We start from the raw sequence: 16,907 nt of genomic DNA on the forward strand, positions 1-16,907 counted from the left end.
AAAATTATTTTATGATATTTTGTGGTTCTTTTGAAACTTTTTTTGCAGGTAATGATATACTCTTTTGCTTGAATATTTTTTGCAAAATACTTGCCAAAATATTTATTTTTTAACAACACTTAAACACAAGATAACAGCCTATTTTTATTGTATAAAAATCAAATTGCAATTAGTATTATATCTTGCGAACATATTATAGTATAAAAAATATAGATTTGCACCGGAAAATATTGCCAATTTTTGAATTTTTTAGAAAATATATTTTCAAAACACAACGTTAAATTACTTACAGGTAATTTATGAGAAAACCGAACTGAAAGTTTTTTGATCTTTATTCGTTTTCTGTCAAATTATAGTCTTTTATTTTTTTTAATAGAGTGGAACGAGTAATGCCCAATATTCTGGCGACTTCGCTACGATTTCCATCATACTTTTTAAGGTTTTCTCTTATCGCCTGTTTTTCTATTGTTGCCAAAGACAAATCTGTTAGCGAACCCTGAGTTTCGCTGTTAAAATTCGATAATGTTTCAGAAATCTTAAGAGTATTGGTTTCTTTATTCTCATTATAAAATTGCGGTGGAAGGACTTTTATATCGAGTTCGTTTGAGTTTGGCGGTGTTAAAATAACCGCACGCTCTATAATGTTTTGCAATTCTCTGACATTCCCGGCCCAATGATACGAGCTTAAAAGCTCCAAAGCTTTTGGGTTTATTGTTGTTACGTTTTTGTTGTTTTTTTCCGAGAATTTTTTAAGAAAATAAGAGGCAAGTAAGGGAATATCTTCTTTTCTTTCTCTTAAGGCGGGAACTTTAAGATTAATTACGTTTAATCTAAAATATAAATCTTCTCTAAATTTGCCTTCTTTGACTTCGTTTAAAAGGTTTCTGTTTGTTGCCGCAATTATTCTGGCATCAACTTTCAAAAGCTGATCGCTTCCAACTCGTTGGATTTCGCCTTGTTGCAAAACACGTAACAGCTTTGGTTGAAGCGAAAGCGGCATTTCCCCAATCTCATCTAAAAAAATTGTAGACTCGTTGGCTTGAATAAAACGCCCCTCTCGTTTTTTGTCAGCACCGGTAAAAGCACCTTTTTCGTGTCCGAAGAGTTCGCTTTCCAATAAGTTTTCGGATAAAGCAGCACAATTGAGCAATATTAATTCTTTTTTGCTTCTTAAACCGGCACTATGAATAGCTTTTGCGACTAATTCTTTTCCTGTTCCCGATTCACCTTCTATTAAAATAGTTGCTTCGGTCGGAGCAACCGTTAAAATAAATTGTTTTAAAGTTCGCATTACTTTTGAATTTCCGATTAATTCGGGAAAAAGTAAGTCTTCTTCATCATCAAGTATTTGTAATGATTCTTTTAACTTTTTATTTTCTTTTTTTAAGAGAGTATGTTCCGAGGCTCGTTCGAGGCTAAGTTTAAGCTCGTCAAAATTTAACGGTTTGTTTAAATAATCGTAAGCCCCAAGACGCAAGGCTTCGACAGCCGTTGAGAGCGAAGAATAAGCCGTCATCATAATCACGGGAAGTTCGGGCAAGCTATTTTTTATATGTTTTAACGCCGTGATTCCGTCCATTTGTGCCATTCTAATGTCCATTAAGACGATATTTGGCATTGCGTTTGTTGTGGAGTTTGTTGAGGCGGAAATAAAATCCAAGGCTTTTTGCCCGTTTTCAGCTTCGGTAACTTTATAACCCCAAGAACCAAGCATCATTTTTAACATGCCCCTGTGTCCGGCATCATCATCAACCAAGAGAATATGTTGAGTATTTTTTTGCATGGTTGTTTCCTTTGGGAAAAGCTTGGTTTAAAAGTTTTGAGTTATTTTATTGTTCCGCCTAAATATGCTTTTTGGATATCAGGGTTTTTCAATAAATTTGACGCCTTATCTTCCATTACAATTTTGCCGACTTCCATAACATAACCTCTATCGGCAAGTTTTAAAGCCGCTTTTGCGTTTTGTTCGACTAAGATAACGGTTACGCCGGCGTCGTTGATTGCTTTAATTGTTGAAAAAATTGAGCGTACCAAAATTGGTGCCAAGCCAAGAGAAGGTTCGTCCAATAACAAAATTTTTGGGTTTCCCATTAAGGCACGACCGATAGCGAGCATTTGTTGTTCCCCGCCTGACAAGGTTCCTGCCAGTTGGTGTTTTCTCTCCATTAAACGTGGGAAGAGCCGAAAAATCCATTCTAAAGTTTGAGTATTTTTTTTGATATTTTGAGAAGTAAAAGCACCCAGATTAAGATTTTCAATAACGCTCATTGTTCCAAAAACTCTGCGTCCTTCGGGTGATTGAGTGATTCCTCGTTTAACTATTTCGTGGCTTGGAAGTGAATGAAGGGCTTGGTTATCAAAAAGAATTTCCCCTTTATTTGGCTTAACCAAACCGCTAATACTCATTAAGGTCGTGGTTTTACCCGCTCCGTTTGCCCCAAGAATAGTAACGATTTCTCCCATATTTATATGCAAGTTAATACCGTGTAAGGCTTCAACATTTCCATAAGCCACATGAAGGTTTTTCAGTTCTAAGTTCATAATATTATCATTTTTAAATCTAAGTAAAATATAAGTTTGAAAAACAATGAAGTCTTTTTAAATAGTTAGTCGTCATCAGAGCCAAGATAAGCTTCGATAACCGCCGGGTCGTTGCGAACTTTTTCCGGTTTTCCGTCTGCAATCACGGCACCATATTCCAAAACGATTAAATGTTGACAAACTTCCATCACAAGCCCCATATCGTGTTCAATCAACAAAACGCTGATGTCTCTTTGTTTTATAGCTTCTATTAAACCGATCAAGGCTTGGGTTTCCTGATCATTCATTCCGCCTGCCGGTTCATCTAAAATCAAAAGTTTCGGGTCGCTTGCCAAGGCCCTGGCTATTTCAAGCAGGCGTTGATTTCCGTAAGAAAGGTTTTTTGCCTTATTGTCATATTGTGAATCTAAACCGACAAAAGCCAACTCTTGCATAGCTTTTTCAATCGCTCGTTTTTCTTCTTTTTTTTGAGAAGGTGTTTTAAAAAGAGAAGAAAAAATGCCCGAACTCATGCGACAATGACAACCGGAAAGCACATTATCCAAAATACTCATTTTTGAAAATAAGCGAATAGTTTGAAAGGTGCGTGCTATACCGAGTTTTACAATTTGATATGGCTCAAGCCCAGAGATATTTTTTTCTTGGAACAAAATATTGCCGTTATCGGGCTTGTAATTTCCGGTAATCAAGTTAAAGGCGGTTGTTTTTCCCGCACCGTTTGGACCGATTAAACCAACAACACTACCTTTTTCCATAGTAAAGGAAACAGAGTTGACGGCAATTAGTCCGCCAAATTTTTTGCTAACGTTTTGTAATTCAAGTAAGCTCATTATTAGACCTTTTCCTGAATCGTTTGAGTCCGCTGAGCGTTTGTGTCCAAGCGGTTTTTGAGTGAGATCATACAAGGAAAAATACCGACTAAATTTTTTACGTTATATTTACGCATACGTTCAGGCAACAGTCCTTGAGGACGAAAAATCATCATCACAACCATAGCAAGACCAAAAAACAACATTCTGGCACTTTCCAAGTCTCTAAATAATTCAGGCAAACCAATAATTAAAAAAGACCCCAAAATTACTCCCCTAATACTGCCTGATCCACCTAAAATAACAATTGCAAACAATTTAACCGATTCGTCAAAAGAAAAAGAACCCGGAGAAATAATACTCATTTTAGACGCAAAGATAGTTCCGCAAAGACCGGCCCAAAACGCACCGATGACAAACGCCAAAAGCTTATAGTTGGTTGTGTTTATTCCGCTACCTGCTGCTGCGGTTTCGTCTTCTCTGATATAATTTAAGGCTCGCCCAAAGCGAGAGTTATTCAAAGAGGCAAAGACAAGAATGCTTAACCCAACAAAAAACCAAATAAGATAATAAAAATCAATTGTCTTTGATATTTTAATACCAAATAAAACTGGTTTGGCTATTCCGAAAATCCCGTTTGCCCCTCCGGTAAGTCCGCCTATATCGTTTGTCAGGGTAATTCTAACTATTTCAACAATTCCAATAGTTACGATTAAAAAATAATCGCCTCTCAAGTGGATAATCGGGCGTGCCAATAAAAAAGCCAATATAGCGGCACAAATCCCGGCGAACGGAAGGGTTTGGATAATTGAAAAGCCGTATTGAGTCGCCAAAATTCCCGTTACATAAGCACCAACAGCATAAAAAGCCGTATGCCCCATATGGAAAAGTCCGCTTTGTCCCAATATTAAATTTAAAGACAAAGCCAAAGAAATATACATTCCCACACTGTTTAAAACATCGGTATGATAAGCACTTGTGAGCTGTGGAAAGAGTAAAATACCGATCCAAAAAATTATATAACCGGCGTATAATATTTTTTGATTGTTAAATATTTGACTCATAATTTATCAGCAACCCTCTCGCCTAATAACCCCGTCGGACGCACTATAAGAATCAAAATCAAAACTCCGAAAGAGATAGCGTCTCTCCAAGCACTAGAAATATAAGCAGCCCCGAGAGCTTCTATTATTCCCAATAAAAAACCGCCTAACATAGCACCGGGAATATTGCCTATTCCTCCAATAATTGCGGCGGTAAACGCCTTTAAGCCATAACCCCAACCCATAGCCGGGTCAACACGCCCGTAAAGCAGACCGACCATAACCCCGGCGGCTCCGCCTAAAGCAGGTCCGATCATAAAAACGAGTGCAATAATTTTGTTAACGTCTATCCCCATAAGCTTGGCAGCACCTTGATCAATTGCAACAGCTCGAATTGCCGAACCTGTTTTGGTGCGATGAATAAAAAAGTATAAACCCAGCATTAACAGAATGGAAGAAACAAACATCAGTATGCGTACAACGGGAATATCCATTCCGAACAAACTAAACGCCATATTTGGGCGAATATCGCTAGGATAAACTTGGTTCTTTGCACCATAAATCAGCATGATCGCATTTTGCAAGAAGATAGAAGCACCCAAAGCAGAAACAACCGCAGAGAGGCGGCTTGAGTTGCGTAAGGGTCTATAGGCAACTCGTTCCAATAAATATCCCGCAACGGCAACTAAACCCATAACCATTACAATGATTAATAAAATTCCGTAAAAGCTACCTACGTCTCCGGATATTCCCATAGACAAAATAAGGGTTAATCCTAAATAGCCCCCTAAAGCAAAGAGGTCTCCGTGGGCAAAGTTAATCAAACGGAGTACACCGTAAACCATAGTGTAGCCTAAAGCAATTAAGGCATAAATTCCGCCGACGGCGAGTCCGTTGGTTAGTTGTTGAAAAAATTCTTCCATTTCAATCCTGAGTCATTAAGATATTAGCAAAACAGCTTTTAAATTAACAGTATAAGTATTTTAAAGCAGTCAGCATATTAAAAGCAAGCCACACAATAATATTTGGGGGACTTTCTCCCCCAAATTTTGCAAAACAGATTTTAAAGCTGAATAGTCTATAAAGGCGGTTGTAAAATAAATACGCCGTCGGCATTCACTTCATACAGACGATAAAAATCACCGATACGATCGCCTTTTTCGCTAAAAGAAATAGGTCCGGTCAAACCTTGATAATTTTTTAATTCATTATGCAAATAGGCGGCTAATTCTTTAGAGTTTGTTCCCTTAGCTTTAATTCCTTCCACAATAACTTTAAACGCATCACCCGCCAAAACAGACCAGATAGAACTAGGCAGGGCGTTATATTTTGCTTTATAAGCACTAATAAATTCTTTAGCATCTTGAGAATCTAAATCTTGAGGCATTGGAGGTGATAAAAATGCGTAACCCTTGGCGGCGTCTTTTCCGGCAATTTTAACTAAATCAGTATTATTTGCACCATCGCCACCGATAAAAGGAACTTTCCACTTCATTTCCATCATCTGACGCAACATTGTTCCGGCTTCGTTATAATATCCGGTAAAAAAGATAGCATCGGGGTCAATAGACTTTAATTTAGTGAGCATGGTGGTATAATCACGTTCGCCCGGGGTTATTGCGTCATAAAAAACAATTTCTATACCGGCTTTTTCAATTTCAGGCTTAGCCGACTCTGCCAAACCTTTGGCGAAAGATGAATTGTCATGCAAAATAGCAACTTTTTTATAACCTTTATTTTTTAAAACTTTGGCGGCAACAGCCCCTTGGTCATCGTCTCTTGGGCAAGTACGGAAGAAAAGCGGAAGATTTTTTTCGGTTAAACGAATAGCAGTCGAACCTGTTGCAATTTGTACGATTTCAGACTCATCATAAATATTTTGAGAAGCTTCGGTAACAGCAGAACCATAAGTTCCTATTACGGCACTCACGCCTTTTGTCGACAAACGTTGAGCTGCCAATGCCGCACTACGAGGGTCGCCGGCATCGTCTTCTACGATAATTTCGACTTTTTGTCCGTTAATACCGCCTTTTTTGTTGAGTTCGTCTGCTAAAATTTGAACCACATTTCTCATATCTTGTCCTTCGCTGGCGAAAGGACCGGTTAAAGCACACATCAAGCCGATTTTAATGGGTTCGTCTTTGGAATAAGCCGGAGCAGACAGGCAAAAGCCGACAAGGGCAAACGCTAAGAAAAAAAGACTCAAACCTGAGCAAAAAAAGTTTTTTATTGCTGTTAAGTTAAGGTGGTAAACTGACTGTTTGTCCATGATTGTCTCCTGTCGTTTAAAATAAACGTTTAATAATGTTAAAAAAGTCAACAATGACTATAGCTTTAATCATTAGTAAGTTTTTTATGTTTTGCCATAAACGCATTGTGGCATAGTTTGACGCTTAACCAAAAGTTTATTTTGCTTAAAAATTTAAAAAATGGCAACCTTATTTTGTCAATAAATAGAAATATCTTCCAATTAGTTTAAATTTTTGGTTTTATAAGTATAACTTTCGAGCTTTTTATATAACAAAAGGCCAGGCATAAACCTGACCTTTTAATATTTCTTTATATTTGTTTAAGCACAAAAAACTTAAAAAATAAGATTTTTGAGTAAAACCAATAATAAACGTAATTCTTAACGTTTTGAATATTGGTAGCGTGCACGAGCAGCACGAAGACCATATTTTTTACGCTCTTTAACACGAGAATCTCTAGTTAAAAAGCCGGCTTTTTTAAGAATACCGCGTAATTCCAATTCGTAATCAAGCAAGGCACGAGAAATGCCGTGACGAACGGCTTCTGCCTGACCGCTGATTCCGCCGCCGTTTACGTTTACTTTAATATCAAATTTATCTGTCAACTTAGCTAATACGAGCGGTTGACGTACGATCATTTGAAGGGATTTACGAGTGAAATAATTTTCAAAAGGTCTGCCGTTTACTTCTATTTTTCCGCTTCCTTTATAAAGGCGGGTACGAGAAGTAGCAGTTTTGCGACGACCGGTTCCGTAATTAAATTCGTTGGACATTTTAAACTCCGCTATAAATTCAAAAATTGGTTATAACTTGTTTAGTAAGGTAAAACAAGTTCTTTGGGGTTTTGAGCGGTATGAGGATGTTCATTGCCCGCATAGATTTTTAATTTTTTGAGCATGGCTTTTCCGAGACTGTTTTTAGGCAGCATTCCACGCACGGCTTGACGTAATACTTCTTCCGGCTTAGTTTCGAGCATTTTGTGAAGTTTTGTTTCGCGCAACCCGCCAACATAACCGCTATAGCGATAATATGACTTATCTGCCATCTTTGTTCCGGTAACTTTAATTTTTTCGCAGTTAACAACTACGATAAAATCGCCGTTATCCATATGAGTGGCAAATTCTGGTTTGTGTTTACCGCGGAGGCGGTGGGCTATTTGGGACGCAAGACGACCTAAAATTTTGTCTTGAGCATCAAGCTGAAACCATTCGCGCTTAATGTCTTTAGGTGTGGGGGTGAAAGTCTTCATTGTTGGAAAACTCCTATTCATTAGGCTGTAAGTTGCCTTATTTACTTTTATTATTGTTATCGATTAAGCAGTAGCCGTTTAGCCTTGTTTTTGTTTTCATAACGCCCATATTATCAGTCCGAAATTACATGATAATATTTTTTAGAGCAAACCTTGTATCGAGAGGTAAAAAACAATACTCAAAACAGCAATGTAAATTCCTGAAAAAGGATACTTAGCCTAAAATAAAATAAAATACAAGTAGAAAAAAGCTTTTTTATGAATTTATTTTTGATAAAACCATTATTATATGTTTTAATTTGGTGTTTTTATGTAACAGACTGTTTATATTGCAATAATTTTATTTATATACTTTAAAGCTTAATCTAAAAAAAGAGTTTTAAAGCTTTATACTTTTTCTTGTGTTTGTTTAAAAAAAGTGGAGTGTTTGTACTTTTCAATTTTTAAAAATTAGTATATCTTTAAAAGATGTTTTTGATACTATTTTAACTTTTTATTTCAATTAAACTCTAACTTGCTTAAATAAATTATGAAAATGAATAACGACAACAAACTTTGTCTAAATGAAAATATGCGTACCTATTCTTATAAAGACCATCTTTTATTAAAACTTCAAGAATTGGTGGCGAACCTTGGCTATAATTGGTCTGATAAAATCACCTTGGAAGCTCCGAAAGATGAAAAATTTGGAGACTTGGCTTTAAATATTGCTATGGTTTTAGCGAAAGAAGCAAAACAAGCACCAAGAACTTTGGCAACTTTGTTTGTTGAAAAAATTAAAGAAGTTGAACCTGAAATAGAAAATATTGATATTGCAGGCCCCGGTTTTTTAAATATAAAATTTAAACCAAGTTTTTGGCAAAGTTTTATTGCAAGAGTTCAAGCAGAAAAAGACGGTTACGGGCGTTCAGACTATGGACGCAATCGCAAATTTCAGGTTGAATTTGTTTCGGCTAACCCGACCGGCCCTTTGCATATAGGACATGGACGCGGTGCGGCTGTGGGTGATTCTCTCGCCCGAGTCTTGCGTTTTTCGGGTTTTAATGTTGAATCGGAATATTATATTAATGATGCCGGTCGCCAGATGCGTTTATTGGGAACTTCCGTTTATGTGCGTATTTTAGAACTTGCGGGTAAAAACCCCGAACTTCCCGAAGACTGGTATAAAGGCGAATATATTATTGATTTAGCTAAAGAGCTATTAGATAAACAGCCTGAAATTTTAGAGTTAGAGCGTAATAAAGCAGAAGACCTTTGCTTTGAATATGCCAAAGACAGTATTTTGGCAGGTATTAAACAAGACCTGATTGATTTTAGAGTATTTCACGATATTTGGTTTTCTGAACTGTCTTTAGTTTCGAGCGGAGCAGTAAAAAAGGCTCTTGATGAACTAAAAACCAGAGACGAAGCTTATGAAAAAGACGGTGCTTTATGGTTTCGCTCTACAAAATATGGCGATGAAAAAGATAGAGTTTTAGTTAAAAATGATGGTTCTTTAACTTACTTTGCCTCTGATATTGCTTATCATCATAATAAATATGAGCGTGGTTTTGAATTTATTGTTGATGTTTGGGGTGCTGATCATCATGGTTATATTCCTCGCATGAAAGCGGCGGTTGAAGCCTTGGGAAAACCTGCGGAATCTTTTGACGTAGTTTTGGTTCAGTTGGTCAACCTTTTGAAAAACGGTGAACAAATTGCCATGTCTACTCGTGCCGGAAAGTTTGAAACTCTCGCCGATGTTTTAACCGAAGTTGGCGTTGATGCGGCGCGCTTTATGTTTCTTTCTCGAAAAAGCGATAGTCCGCTTGATTTTGATATGGAATTGGTCAAACAACGCACTATGGAAAACCCCGTATATTACGTTCAATATGCTCATGCCCGTATTAAGGCATTGTTTAGGAAAGCAGAAGAAAAGAATTTTGAGTTGCAAGAAATTGCTTCGCCTAAATATCATGCAATGTTAAATGATAATGATGCACTTTCTTTGTTGCGTCGAATCGCAGCTTGGGAAGAGGTTGCCTGTTCCGCTGCCAAGACTCTTTCACCTCACCATATCAGCCATTTTTTGTTGGATTTAGCAGGAGCAACACACAGCTATTATGCCAATAATCCTATTTTAAAAACAGAAGACAAAGACTTGATTCTTTCTCGTATGAGCATGCTTGATGCTGTAAGACAAGTTTTGGCAAATGGCTTAGAATTATTAGGCGTAACTGCTCCTGAGAGTATGTAGTTTTTTTGTTGTCTAGTTGTGAGTAAGACTTTTAATTATTTTGTTTGTTAAAACATAAACAAGGTTTGTTATGGCTTTTTTTAAAAGAACTGTAGAAAACGGAAGAAAGCGTTATGCTTTTGAATTGTCATTGTCGGGCTTAATTTCTTTTGTCGGTTCTATTTTGGCTTGTATTGTTTGGGCTTTTATTTTAGGCATTATCTTAGGACGTGGCTACAATCCCGCTGAAAACGTTCCTCAGCTTGCCGTTGGGCTTTCTCAAAACACAAATAATACCGAAAACACGCCTCTTCGAGTTGTTGAAAAAAATTCTGACGGCATTATTAAAGCCGAAGAATTACAGTTTCGCGACGATTTAAAAGATGGACAACCCACGGGAACTAGCCAAAGCGTTGCACAAAACAAACCTGTTCAACCTGTAAAGAACCTGCCTGTTGTTATACCCGACCCTAAAAAGCAAACCCAAGTCAATAATAACTTGGACCAAGCAAACAAAGTTCAACAAGAAGAGTTAAAAAAGAACCAATTGGCTGAAGCTCAAAATCAACAAGTAATTAAACAGGCTTTGAACCAGATTGAAGACAAGAAAAATACGACGAATAAAAAACCTGAGTCTAAAACGCCGGAACCTAAAGTCTCCACTTCTGAACCTCGTTTCCATTATGTTTATCAAGTTGCCGCTTCAAAAGATCAGAGCCAAGCGGAGCAAGCCTTAAAACAAATTTCCGGAATCGGAATTAAGGGACGGCTTGAACGTCAAGACGGTTGGATAAAAATATTGGTAGATTTTGTGGGAACACCCGACGAAACTCAAGCATTAAAAGATGCTCTGGCTAAAATCAAGATTACTCGTATCATAATGCGAGATAAAAAACCCGCATCATAAATTATAAGTAAACCTCAAAAAGATATATATTTTTGAGGTTTTATTTTATTTTTTTGAGGTTTTATTTTTTATTGTTGAGCTAAATATTTTACTCCATATTTTTTACGCCATTCTTTTATCAAAGCCTTTAAGTTTGTATCGGGATATTTCTCGAGAGCTGTCATTATTGTTTTATATATTGCTCTTATACGTTCCGGCTTGTGAGAATTTAAGAGCTCTTTGTCAAGAGACGATATATCTACTAACGATTGGGTTGTTGATTTGTCCAATTTAGCTAAAATTTTATTCGCATTGTCAATTAGAGCTTGGTTCAAAACAAAATAGCTTTGTTTTTTATATACATCTAAGGCTCTATAAAAATCTTTGTGTTCTTCAAATATATTAGCAAGATGAGTATAACCTTCTTGCCAATAAGGTTCTGTTTCCAGTAAACTTGCTAAGTCATTTGTCGTTTGGCATTGTAGACTTTGAGAGTAAATAATATGTTCTTTTGGAATATCAATATCCATATAAAAGTTTTCATTAAGGGAAAAAAGATAGCCGTCGTCCAATAAAATATTTTGCCAGTCTACGGGAATAATCGGAAAATTTGTGTTAAAAATGTTAGCATTATTAAGCTCGCTATCTTTACGACCGGGGCTTTGGCTTTCTAAATGATAAACCGTTGACTCGGGAATAACGCTTAGTTCAAAACCAAGTTCTCGTAATTTAAAACACAACTCAATATCTTCAAAACCGTTTTTATATGCTTCATTAAAAGCACCGGCAGCAAAAAATTTATTTTTATGAATCATTAAAACGGCAGCCGTAATAAAATTAAGTTTTCTTCTTTTTTTTACAACTTTATGTTCCGCCGGAAACAAACGATAAAAATGACTGATACAACCTTGAGGTTTAACAGTAATTCCAATATGTTGAACAGTATTGTCGGCATAAAGCAAAACAGGACCAACCGCACCAAGTTTTGCTTCTGTTTTGAGTGCATGAAGCAAAGGTTGATCCCAATCATTGGTCATAATCGTATCGTTGTTCAAAAAGCAAAGAAAATCAGATTTTGCAACTTTTGCCCCTTGATTGCAAGCTCCTGCGAAGTTACGATTTTCATTATTGCGTATGTAAGTAAAACGTTGCGAAAAAAGTTTTGTTCCGAGTTTGGGAATTTCGCATTCGCTTTCATCGCTTGAGGCGTTGTCAACGACAATCACTTCAAAATTGTCGTGTTTGATACAGTCTTTTAAACTGAGCAAGCAATCATGAGTAAGTTGGTATTTATTGTATACAGGTATAATAATTGAATATTCAAACATAGAACAACTAATTGAGATTTCTGGGGTTATAGAAATATAATAATCTTAATATATTATTTGTTATATCTGTTGTCAAAGAATAAAACAACGCTAGATTAAAGCTTTAATTCTGTGGCAATTATTTGAGCAGCTCTTTCTAATGCGTTTTCATCACCAAGTAAAAGAGCTAAGTTTTGCAGTTTCTTTTTAACTTCGGTAGGAGTTAATATTTTGTATGAATCTTGAGTCTGAAAATTTTCTTTATCCTCGAGCCAGACTGATGCAACCTTTGCCAAGTTTTCCGGCAGGCATTTTTCTTGTAAAAGTTCGGGGAAAACTTCTTCGTTTAAAATCAAATTAGGTAGAGAGACATAGTTTATTTTGACAAAACGTTTACCTAAAAAATAAGTCAAAGGCGAAACCACATAAGTTACTATCGTAGGCACTTGAAGCAGAGCTGTTTCTAAAGTTGCCGTGCCTGAGGCGGCGATAATAAATTCACAAGAACGAATAAATTCATAACGCAAATTAGAGTCATGCAAGGTTAAAGTGATATTTAACCCGCCGTTTTTATTCCACAACTCTTGAATTTTATTTGGATTTATTCCGGGGGCAACTACACAATGAAAATTAAGTTTGGTATCTTGCTTGTATAAAATTTCAGCGGCGGCGGCAAAGCGAGGCATTAAGGTATTAATTTCTTTTTCTCGGCTACCCGGCAATAAACCTATACGTTTTTTCAGCGTTGGAATATCTTTTAATTCTTTAAAATTTACTAATTCAACCAACGGGTTACCAATATAATCTATTTCCATGTCAAAGCGTTTGTAAAACTCGGGTTCAAAAGGTAAAATTGAAAGAATGCGACGTACATTTTGTTTTAAGAATAAAGCTCTTTTTGCTCCCCATGCCCAAATTTTGGGGCTAATATAATAAACAACAGGTATATTAAGGCGTTTTGCTATTTTAATAACCCTAAAGTTAAACGAAGGTGCGTCAATGCAAATTAATAAATCGGGTTTTTCGACTTCTAAGGCTTTTTTAATGTTTTTTAACAATGAATAAATTTTAGGCAGTTTTGCAAAGATTTCCACAAAACCCATAACAGAGAGTTCTTCTACTCTAAACAAGTTTTTCATGCCGGCTTTTTCAAGCTCTGTTCCGCCCATGCCCACGGCTTGTATCTTATTATTTTTTTTTAAAAGAGCGGTTAATAACGCCCCTCCGTGAATGTCTCCGGAAACTTCTCCCGCATTGATCCAGATTTTTGGCGCTTTTTTATCTTTTTCAACAGACATATTTTAACTCGATGAAGTTGCCAGTGTGTTATTTCCATTTTTTTTGGAGAAAAACTGCATAAAAACAGCTGTTAAAATAAATGAAAATAATATTCTAAACACAAAAATGCCATAAAAATCAGCACCGATTAACATAAGCAAGGCAGTGTCTTCGATAATGGAATGGGTCAGCGACATAAAAAACATGGCGGCAAAAACGTCTTTTTTATCGACCTGCCCTTTTCTCACCTCTTCCATAATTAAACCGCCACCATAAAGTAATCCGGCGAGCATTCCTATAACAGTAATACTTGAAGCGTTTTTGCTTATGCCCAAGAGGCGTAAAAACGGACTAACGGTTCCGTTGAGCAGTTGAAGTAAATTAAGCTCTTTTAAAATACGCATTATTACAATCAAAAGCCAAATTACAACAAACATGATAGAAAAACTTTTGGCTTGAGAGATTCCCCAAAGAATCCAAGGGTTATCCGAAAAGCTGTTTTGAGTTGAAATATTCCAAAATAATTTGGCAGGTTCTTGAGCGTAGCCCGTATAAGTATAAATTTGGCGTAAAATAAAACCGGCGCTTAAAGCCCCGCTCAAACGCAAAACAACGTGTCGCCAAAAATTAAACCCGCAATAAGACGAAACGCGACCTTCAACGGGTAAGCCGTGTGCAATTAGGAGCATCACCGAAAAAACTGAAATATCAGCAACGCTAACCGGACCAAGTTCGGGCATTAAACTTATATAGAGTAAGATAGAGCTGTTAATGCCGGCGATCATACCTGTTGCAAGCACTAAACCCATAAGTTTAGGAAGCCCAACAAAACTCATAATTGGTTCTAAAGGCAGGGCAAGATAATTTATCAGTTTCAGTTCGGTGGCTATTTTAACTAAAATAATAACGGGTAAGACCATAGTTACTAATTTATAAAAAACTCTTAAACTATGTCGTGTCTCTTCTTTAAAAATGCGGATAGAAGTGGAAAATAAGCTATTCATTTAATAGTAGGCGGTGGATATTTTCCACTTCTGGTAAAGGGTTTTATGAAATAGAGTTAAGCTTTAATAGCGTTTTTAAGTTCGCAGACTACTCTTTCAAGGTCTTTTTCGCTTAGGCTGTAATGTAAAGGCAAGGTGATTATTTTTCCGTATGCCTCTTCGGCAACAGGACAAAGACCAATTTTTGTGCCTTGTTCTCTTTGATAGTAAGGGTGAAGGTGAACGGGGATATAATGGACGTTACAACCTATGCCTCTTTCTCTTAATATCTTAAAAACTTTATCTCGCTCAGGCACTCGCACAACATAAAGATGATATGCGTGCAAGGCATTTTTATCGGTTTTAAGCGGTTTTATGTCTTCTGAACCTAAAAAAGCTTGATCGTAATATTTTGCGAGTTCTCTACGTTTTTTTAAAAAAGCAGGTAGTTTTTTGAGCTGTGAAAGACCTAAAGCTGATTGTATGTCTGTTAGGCGATAGTTATAGCCAAGTTCTTGCATCTCGTAAAACCACGCCCCTGTTTTTTCTCTTTGGCGGTGGTCGCTAGTGATGCCGTGCCCTCTAAAAAGGCGTAAACGTTCGGCATATTCATCGGAATCAGTCAGGGCCATTCCGCCTTCGCCCGTAGTCAGTTGTTTGACCGGGTGAAAGCTAAAAACCGTTATATCTGCTAACGTTCCGACTTTTTTAGAGTTAAACTCTCCACCTATAGAATGACAAGCATCAGCCAAAAGTTTTAGCTTATGTTTTTTGGCGATAGCTTGAAGGGCGACCCAATCGCAAGGTTGACCGGCATAGTCAACGCCGATTATCGCCTTGGTTTTGGGCGTAATCAACGCTTCTATTTTTTTAGGGTCAATAAGCAAAGTATCAGGGTCAACATCGGCAAAAACAGGTTTTGCACCGAGAAATAAAACGGCATTGGAAGAAGCGGCAAAAGTCAGAGTTGGAACGATTACCTCGTCGTCTTTTTTTATACCAAGGGCAAACAAAGCCCCGTGTAAGGCGGCTGTTCCGTTGGCATAAGACGCGGCGTGTTTTGCTCCGCAAAAAGCGGCAACAGCGTTTTCAAACTCTGTTACTTTTGGTCCGGTTGTGAGCCAATCTGAACGCAACACTTCAACCACGGCAGAAATGTCGTCTTCGTCAATCCATTGTTTTCCGTATGGAATAAAGGGTAGGCTAGATGAATCACTCATATTTATTTAATATATCCCATAGTTGTCAACAAAGTACGCATTTCTTCAATTGTTAGCCACCAATCGTTTGTGCCTGAATCATATTCAAAGCCTTCGGAAACTCTTGGTGCATTTTTGGCATCGCCTTGATAATTAAAGATTTCCGTATCGGGCAAGATAACGTAATATTGTCCAATATCAACAGTATGACGAGAATCTTCAGCCGGAATCATACATTCATGTATTTTTTCGCCCGCTCTTATACCGACAATTTTAGTCGGACAACCCGGAGCCATTGCTTCCGCCAAGTCCATAATATTCATACTAGGAATTTTAGGAACCATAATTTCGCCACCAAAAGCGTTTTTAACGGTATTTAAAACGAGTTCAACGCCGTCTTCGAGGCTGATCCAAAATCTGGTCATGCGTGGGTCGGTAATAGGTAAAACGCCCTCGGCTTTTTTCTTGGCAAAAAAAGGAATAACGCTACCGCGACTGCCCATAACGTTTCCGTAACGCACCACTGAAAATTTTGTTTTACAGCCGGTATAAGCGTTAGCGGCAACAAACAGCTTATCGGAACAAAGCTTGGTTGCTCCATAAAGGTTAACCGGGTTAACAGCCTTGTCTGTGCTTAAGGCAACAACCCTAGAAACGCCACGTTCGGAAGCGGCATCAATAATATTGGTAGCACCAACAATATTGGTTTTAATCGCTTCGGTTGGGTTATATTCGGAAGCCGGAACGTGTTTCATTGCGGCGGCATGAATAACCACATCAACGTCTTTCAAAGCGATAGAGACTCTTTCTTTGTCTCTTACATCACCGATAAAATAACGCAAACAATCATAATCTGCAGTTGAAAAGCGTTGGTTCATTTCGAACTGTTTAAGTTCGTCTCGACTGAAAATAATCAGCCTTCTTGGCTTATAGTTATTTAAAATTGCCTCGACACAAGCGTTTCCAAAAGAGCCTGTTCCACCTGTGATTAAAATAGAAGCATTGTTTAACATAGATTTTATCCTTATTATATAAATGTAAAAAACTTAACTATTGAAAACAAGAAAATACTTTAAAGACTTTTTATTATAAAATAAACAGTTTTCTTGATGCACGTTGAACATCTTTATAATATTTATTGGTCTAGT

15 protein-coding genes are annotated in these 16,907 nt (G+C 37.1%); 2 read left to right on the forward strand and 13 right to left on the reverse strand.

All coding sequences use genetic code 11. The annotated features are described in order from the left end of the window. Nucleotides 1–331: 331 nt before the first annotated feature. The 8 genes from BT999_RS08060 to rplM form a co-directional block, all read right to left on the reverse strand. A complete protein-coding gene (locus tag BT999_RS08060; protein WP_072697279.1) occupies nt 332–1,783 on the reverse strand; it encodes a sigma-54-dependent transcriptional regulator in 1,452 nt (483 codons plus the stop codon). Nucleotides 1,784–1,824: 41 nt separating this feature from the next. After that, on the reverse strand, nt 1,825–2,541 hold the full coding sequence (locus BT999_RS08065) for an ABC transporter ATP-binding protein (RefSeq protein WP_072697280.1): 717 nt from the start codon (nt 2,539–2,541) through the stop codon (nt 1,825–1,827). 65 nt (nt 2,542–2,606) lie between these two features. Beyond that, on the reverse strand, nt 2,607–3,371 hold the full coding sequence (locus tag BT999_RS08070) for an ABC transporter ATP-binding protein (RefSeq protein WP_072697281.1): 765 nt from the start codon (nt 3,369–3,371) through the stop codon (nt 2,607–2,609). 2 nt (nt 3,372–3,373) lie between these two features. Next, nucleotides 3,374–4,414: a branched-chain amino acid ABC transporter permease gene (locus BT999_RS08075; RefSeq protein WP_072697282.1), complete on the reverse strand. Its 1,041-nt coding sequence runs from the start codon at nt 4,412–4,414 to the stop codon at nt 3,374–3,376. Then, nucleotides 4,411–5,316: a branched-chain amino acid ABC transporter permease gene (locus BT999_RS08080; RefSeq protein WP_072697283.1), complete on the reverse strand. Its 906-nt coding sequence runs from the start codon at nt 5,314–5,316 to the stop codon at nt 4,411–4,413. The genes BT999_RS08075 and BT999_RS08080 overlap by 4 nt, the downstream gene beginning before the upstream one ends. Nucleotides 5,317–5,471: 155 nt before the next feature. Further along, nucleotides 5,472–6,662 (reverse strand): branched-chain amino acid ABC transporter substrate-binding protein, encoded by a 1,191-nt coding sequence (locus tag BT999_RS08085; protein ID WP_084650654.1) that lies wholly within the window; start codon nt 6,660–6,662, stop codon nt 5,472–5,474. A 360-nt stretch (nt 6,663–7,022) separates the two neighbouring features. Beyond that, complete coding sequence (gene rpsI / locus BT999_RS08090; RefSeq protein WP_072697284.1) at nt 7,023–7,415, reverse strand: 30S ribosomal protein S9; 393 nt, start codon at nt 7,413–7,415, stop codon at nt 7,023–7,025. A 41-nt stretch (nt 7,416–7,456) separates the two neighbouring features. Further along, nucleotides 7,457–7,891, reverse strand: a complete 435-nt coding sequence (gene rplM, locus BT999_RS08095; RefSeq protein WP_072697285.1) for a 50S ribosomal protein L13 — start codon at nt 7,889–7,891, stop codon at nt 7,457–7,459. 571 nt (nt 7,892–8,462) lie between these two features. On the opposite strand from rplM, the gene argS reads away from it, so the two are divergent. Together argS and BT999_RS08105 are read left to right on the forward strand one after the other, a co-directional pair. Continuing rightward, the gene (argS, locus tag BT999_RS08100; RefSeq protein ID WP_072697342.1) at nt 8,463–10,127 is read left to right on the forward strand and encodes an arginine--tRNA ligase; all 1,665 of its coding nucleotides are present in this window, start codon (nt 8,463–8,465) and stop codon (nt 10,125–10,127) included. 70 nt (nt 10,128–10,197) lie between these two features. Further along, nucleotides 10,198–11,013 carry an SPOR domain-containing protein gene (locus BT999_RS08105; protein WP_072697286.1) on the forward strand — a complete coding sequence of 272 codons (816 nt, stop codon included), beginning with the start codon at nt 10,198–10,200 and terminating at the stop codon, nt 11,011–11,013. A 68-nt stretch (nt 11,014–11,081) separates the two neighbouring features. On the opposite strand, the gene BT999_RS08110 is transcribed toward BT999_RS08105, so the two are convergent. The 5 genes from BT999_RS08110 to pseB all read right to left on the reverse strand — a co-directional run bounded on the left by BT999_RS08110 (nt 11,082) and on the right by pseB (nt 16,772). Beyond that, nucleotides 11,082–12,320, reverse strand: a complete 1,239-nt coding sequence (locus BT999_RS08110) for a glycosyltransferase family 2 protein (protein ID WP_072697287.1) — start codon at nt 12,318–12,320, stop codon at nt 11,082–11,084. A 95-nt stretch (nt 12,321–12,415) separates the two neighbouring features. Next, nucleotides 12,416–13,597, reverse strand: coding sequence for a lipid-A-disaccharide synthase (gene lpxB, locus BT999_RS08115; RefSeq protein ID WP_072697288.1), 1,182 nt, complete (start codon nt 13,595–13,597; stop codon nt 12,416–12,418). Nucleotides 13,598–13,600: 3 nt separating this feature from the next. Then, nucleotides 13,601–14,581, reverse strand: a complete 981-nt coding sequence (locus tag BT999_RS08120) for a nucleoside recognition domain-containing protein (protein WP_072697289.1) — start codon at nt 14,579–14,581, stop codon at nt 13,601–13,603. A 56-nt stretch (nt 14,582–14,637) separates the two neighbouring features. Continuing rightward, entirely contained in the window at nt 14,638–15,780 is a 1,143-nt protein-coding gene (gene pseC, locus BT999_RS08125) for a UDP-4-amino-4,6-dideoxy-N-acetyl-beta-L-altrosamine transaminase (protein ID WP_072697290.1), read from the reverse strand. 2 nt (nt 15,781–15,782) lie between these two features. Next, entirely contained in the window at nt 15,783–16,772 is a 990-nt protein-coding gene (gene pseB / locus BT999_RS08130) for a UDP-N-acetylglucosamine 4,6-dehydratase (inverting) (RefSeq protein ID WP_072697291.1), read from the reverse strand. Nucleotides 16,773–16,907 lie beyond the last annotated feature (135 nt).

Origin of the sequence: Desulfovibrio litoralis DSM 11393, assembly GCF_900143255.1 — a bacterium.
GTDB lineage: Bacteria > Desulfobacterota > Desulfovibrionia > Desulfovibrionales > Desulfovibrionaceae > Frigididesulfovibrio_A > Frigididesulfovibrio_A litoralis.

Bases quoted from the DNA above. Each gene is read 5' to 3' on its own strand.
- BT999_RS08060 (WP_072697279.1), bottom strand. From the start codon at position 1,783: ATGCAAAAAAATACTCAACATATTCTCTTGGTTGATGATGATGCCGGA.
- BT999_RS08065 (WP_072697280.1), bottom strand. From the start codon at position 2,541: ATGAACTTAGAACTGAAAAACCTTCATGTGGCTTATGGAAATGTTGAA.
- BT999_RS08070 (WP_072697281.1), bottom strand. From the start codon at position 3,371: ATGAGCTTACTTGAATTACAAAACGTTAGCAAAAAATTTGGCGGACTA.
- BT999_RS08075 (WP_072697282.1), bottom strand. From the start codon at position 4,414: ATGAGTCAAATATTTAACAATCAAAAAATATTATACGCCGGTTATATA.
- BT999_RS08080 (WP_072697283.1), bottom strand. From the start codon at position 5,316: ATGGAAGAATTTTTTCAACAACTAACCAACGGACTCGCCGTCGGCGGA.
- BT999_RS08085 (WP_084650654.1), bottom strand. From the start codon at position 6,662: ATGGACAAACAGTCAGTTTACCACCTTAACTTAACAGCAATAAAAAAC.
- rpsI (WP_072697284.1), bottom strand. From the start codon at position 7,415: ATGTCCAACGAATTTAATTACGGAACCGGTCGTCGCAAAACTGCTACT.
- rplM (WP_072697285.1), bottom strand. From the start codon at position 7,891: ATGAAGACTTTCACCCCCACACCTAAAGACATTAAGCGCGAATGGTTT.
- argS (WP_072697342.1), top strand. From the start codon at position 8,463: ATGCGTACCTATTCTTATAAAGACCATCTTTTATTAAAACTTCAAGAA.
- BT999_RS08105 (WP_072697286.1), top strand. From the start codon at position 10,198: ATGGCTTTTTTTAAAAGAACTGTAGAAAACGGAAGAAAGCGTTATGCT.
- BT999_RS08110 (WP_072697287.1), bottom strand. From the start codon at position 12,320: ATGTTTGAATATTCAATTATTATACCTGTATACAATAAATACCAACTT.
- lpxB (WP_072697288.1), bottom strand. From the start codon at position 13,597: ATGTCTGTTGAAAAAGATAAAAAAGCGCCAAAAATCTGGATCAATGCG.
- BT999_RS08120 (WP_072697289.1), bottom strand. From the start codon at position 14,581: ATGAATAGCTTATTTTCCACTTCTATCCGCATTTTTAAAGAAGAGACA.
- pseC (WP_072697290.1), bottom strand. From the start codon at position 15,780: ATGAGTGATTCATCTAGCCTACCCTTTATTCCATACGGAAAACAATGG.
- pseB (WP_072697291.1), bottom strand. From the start codon at position 16,772: ATGTTAAACAATGCTTCTATTTTAATCACAGGTGGAACAGGCTCTTTT.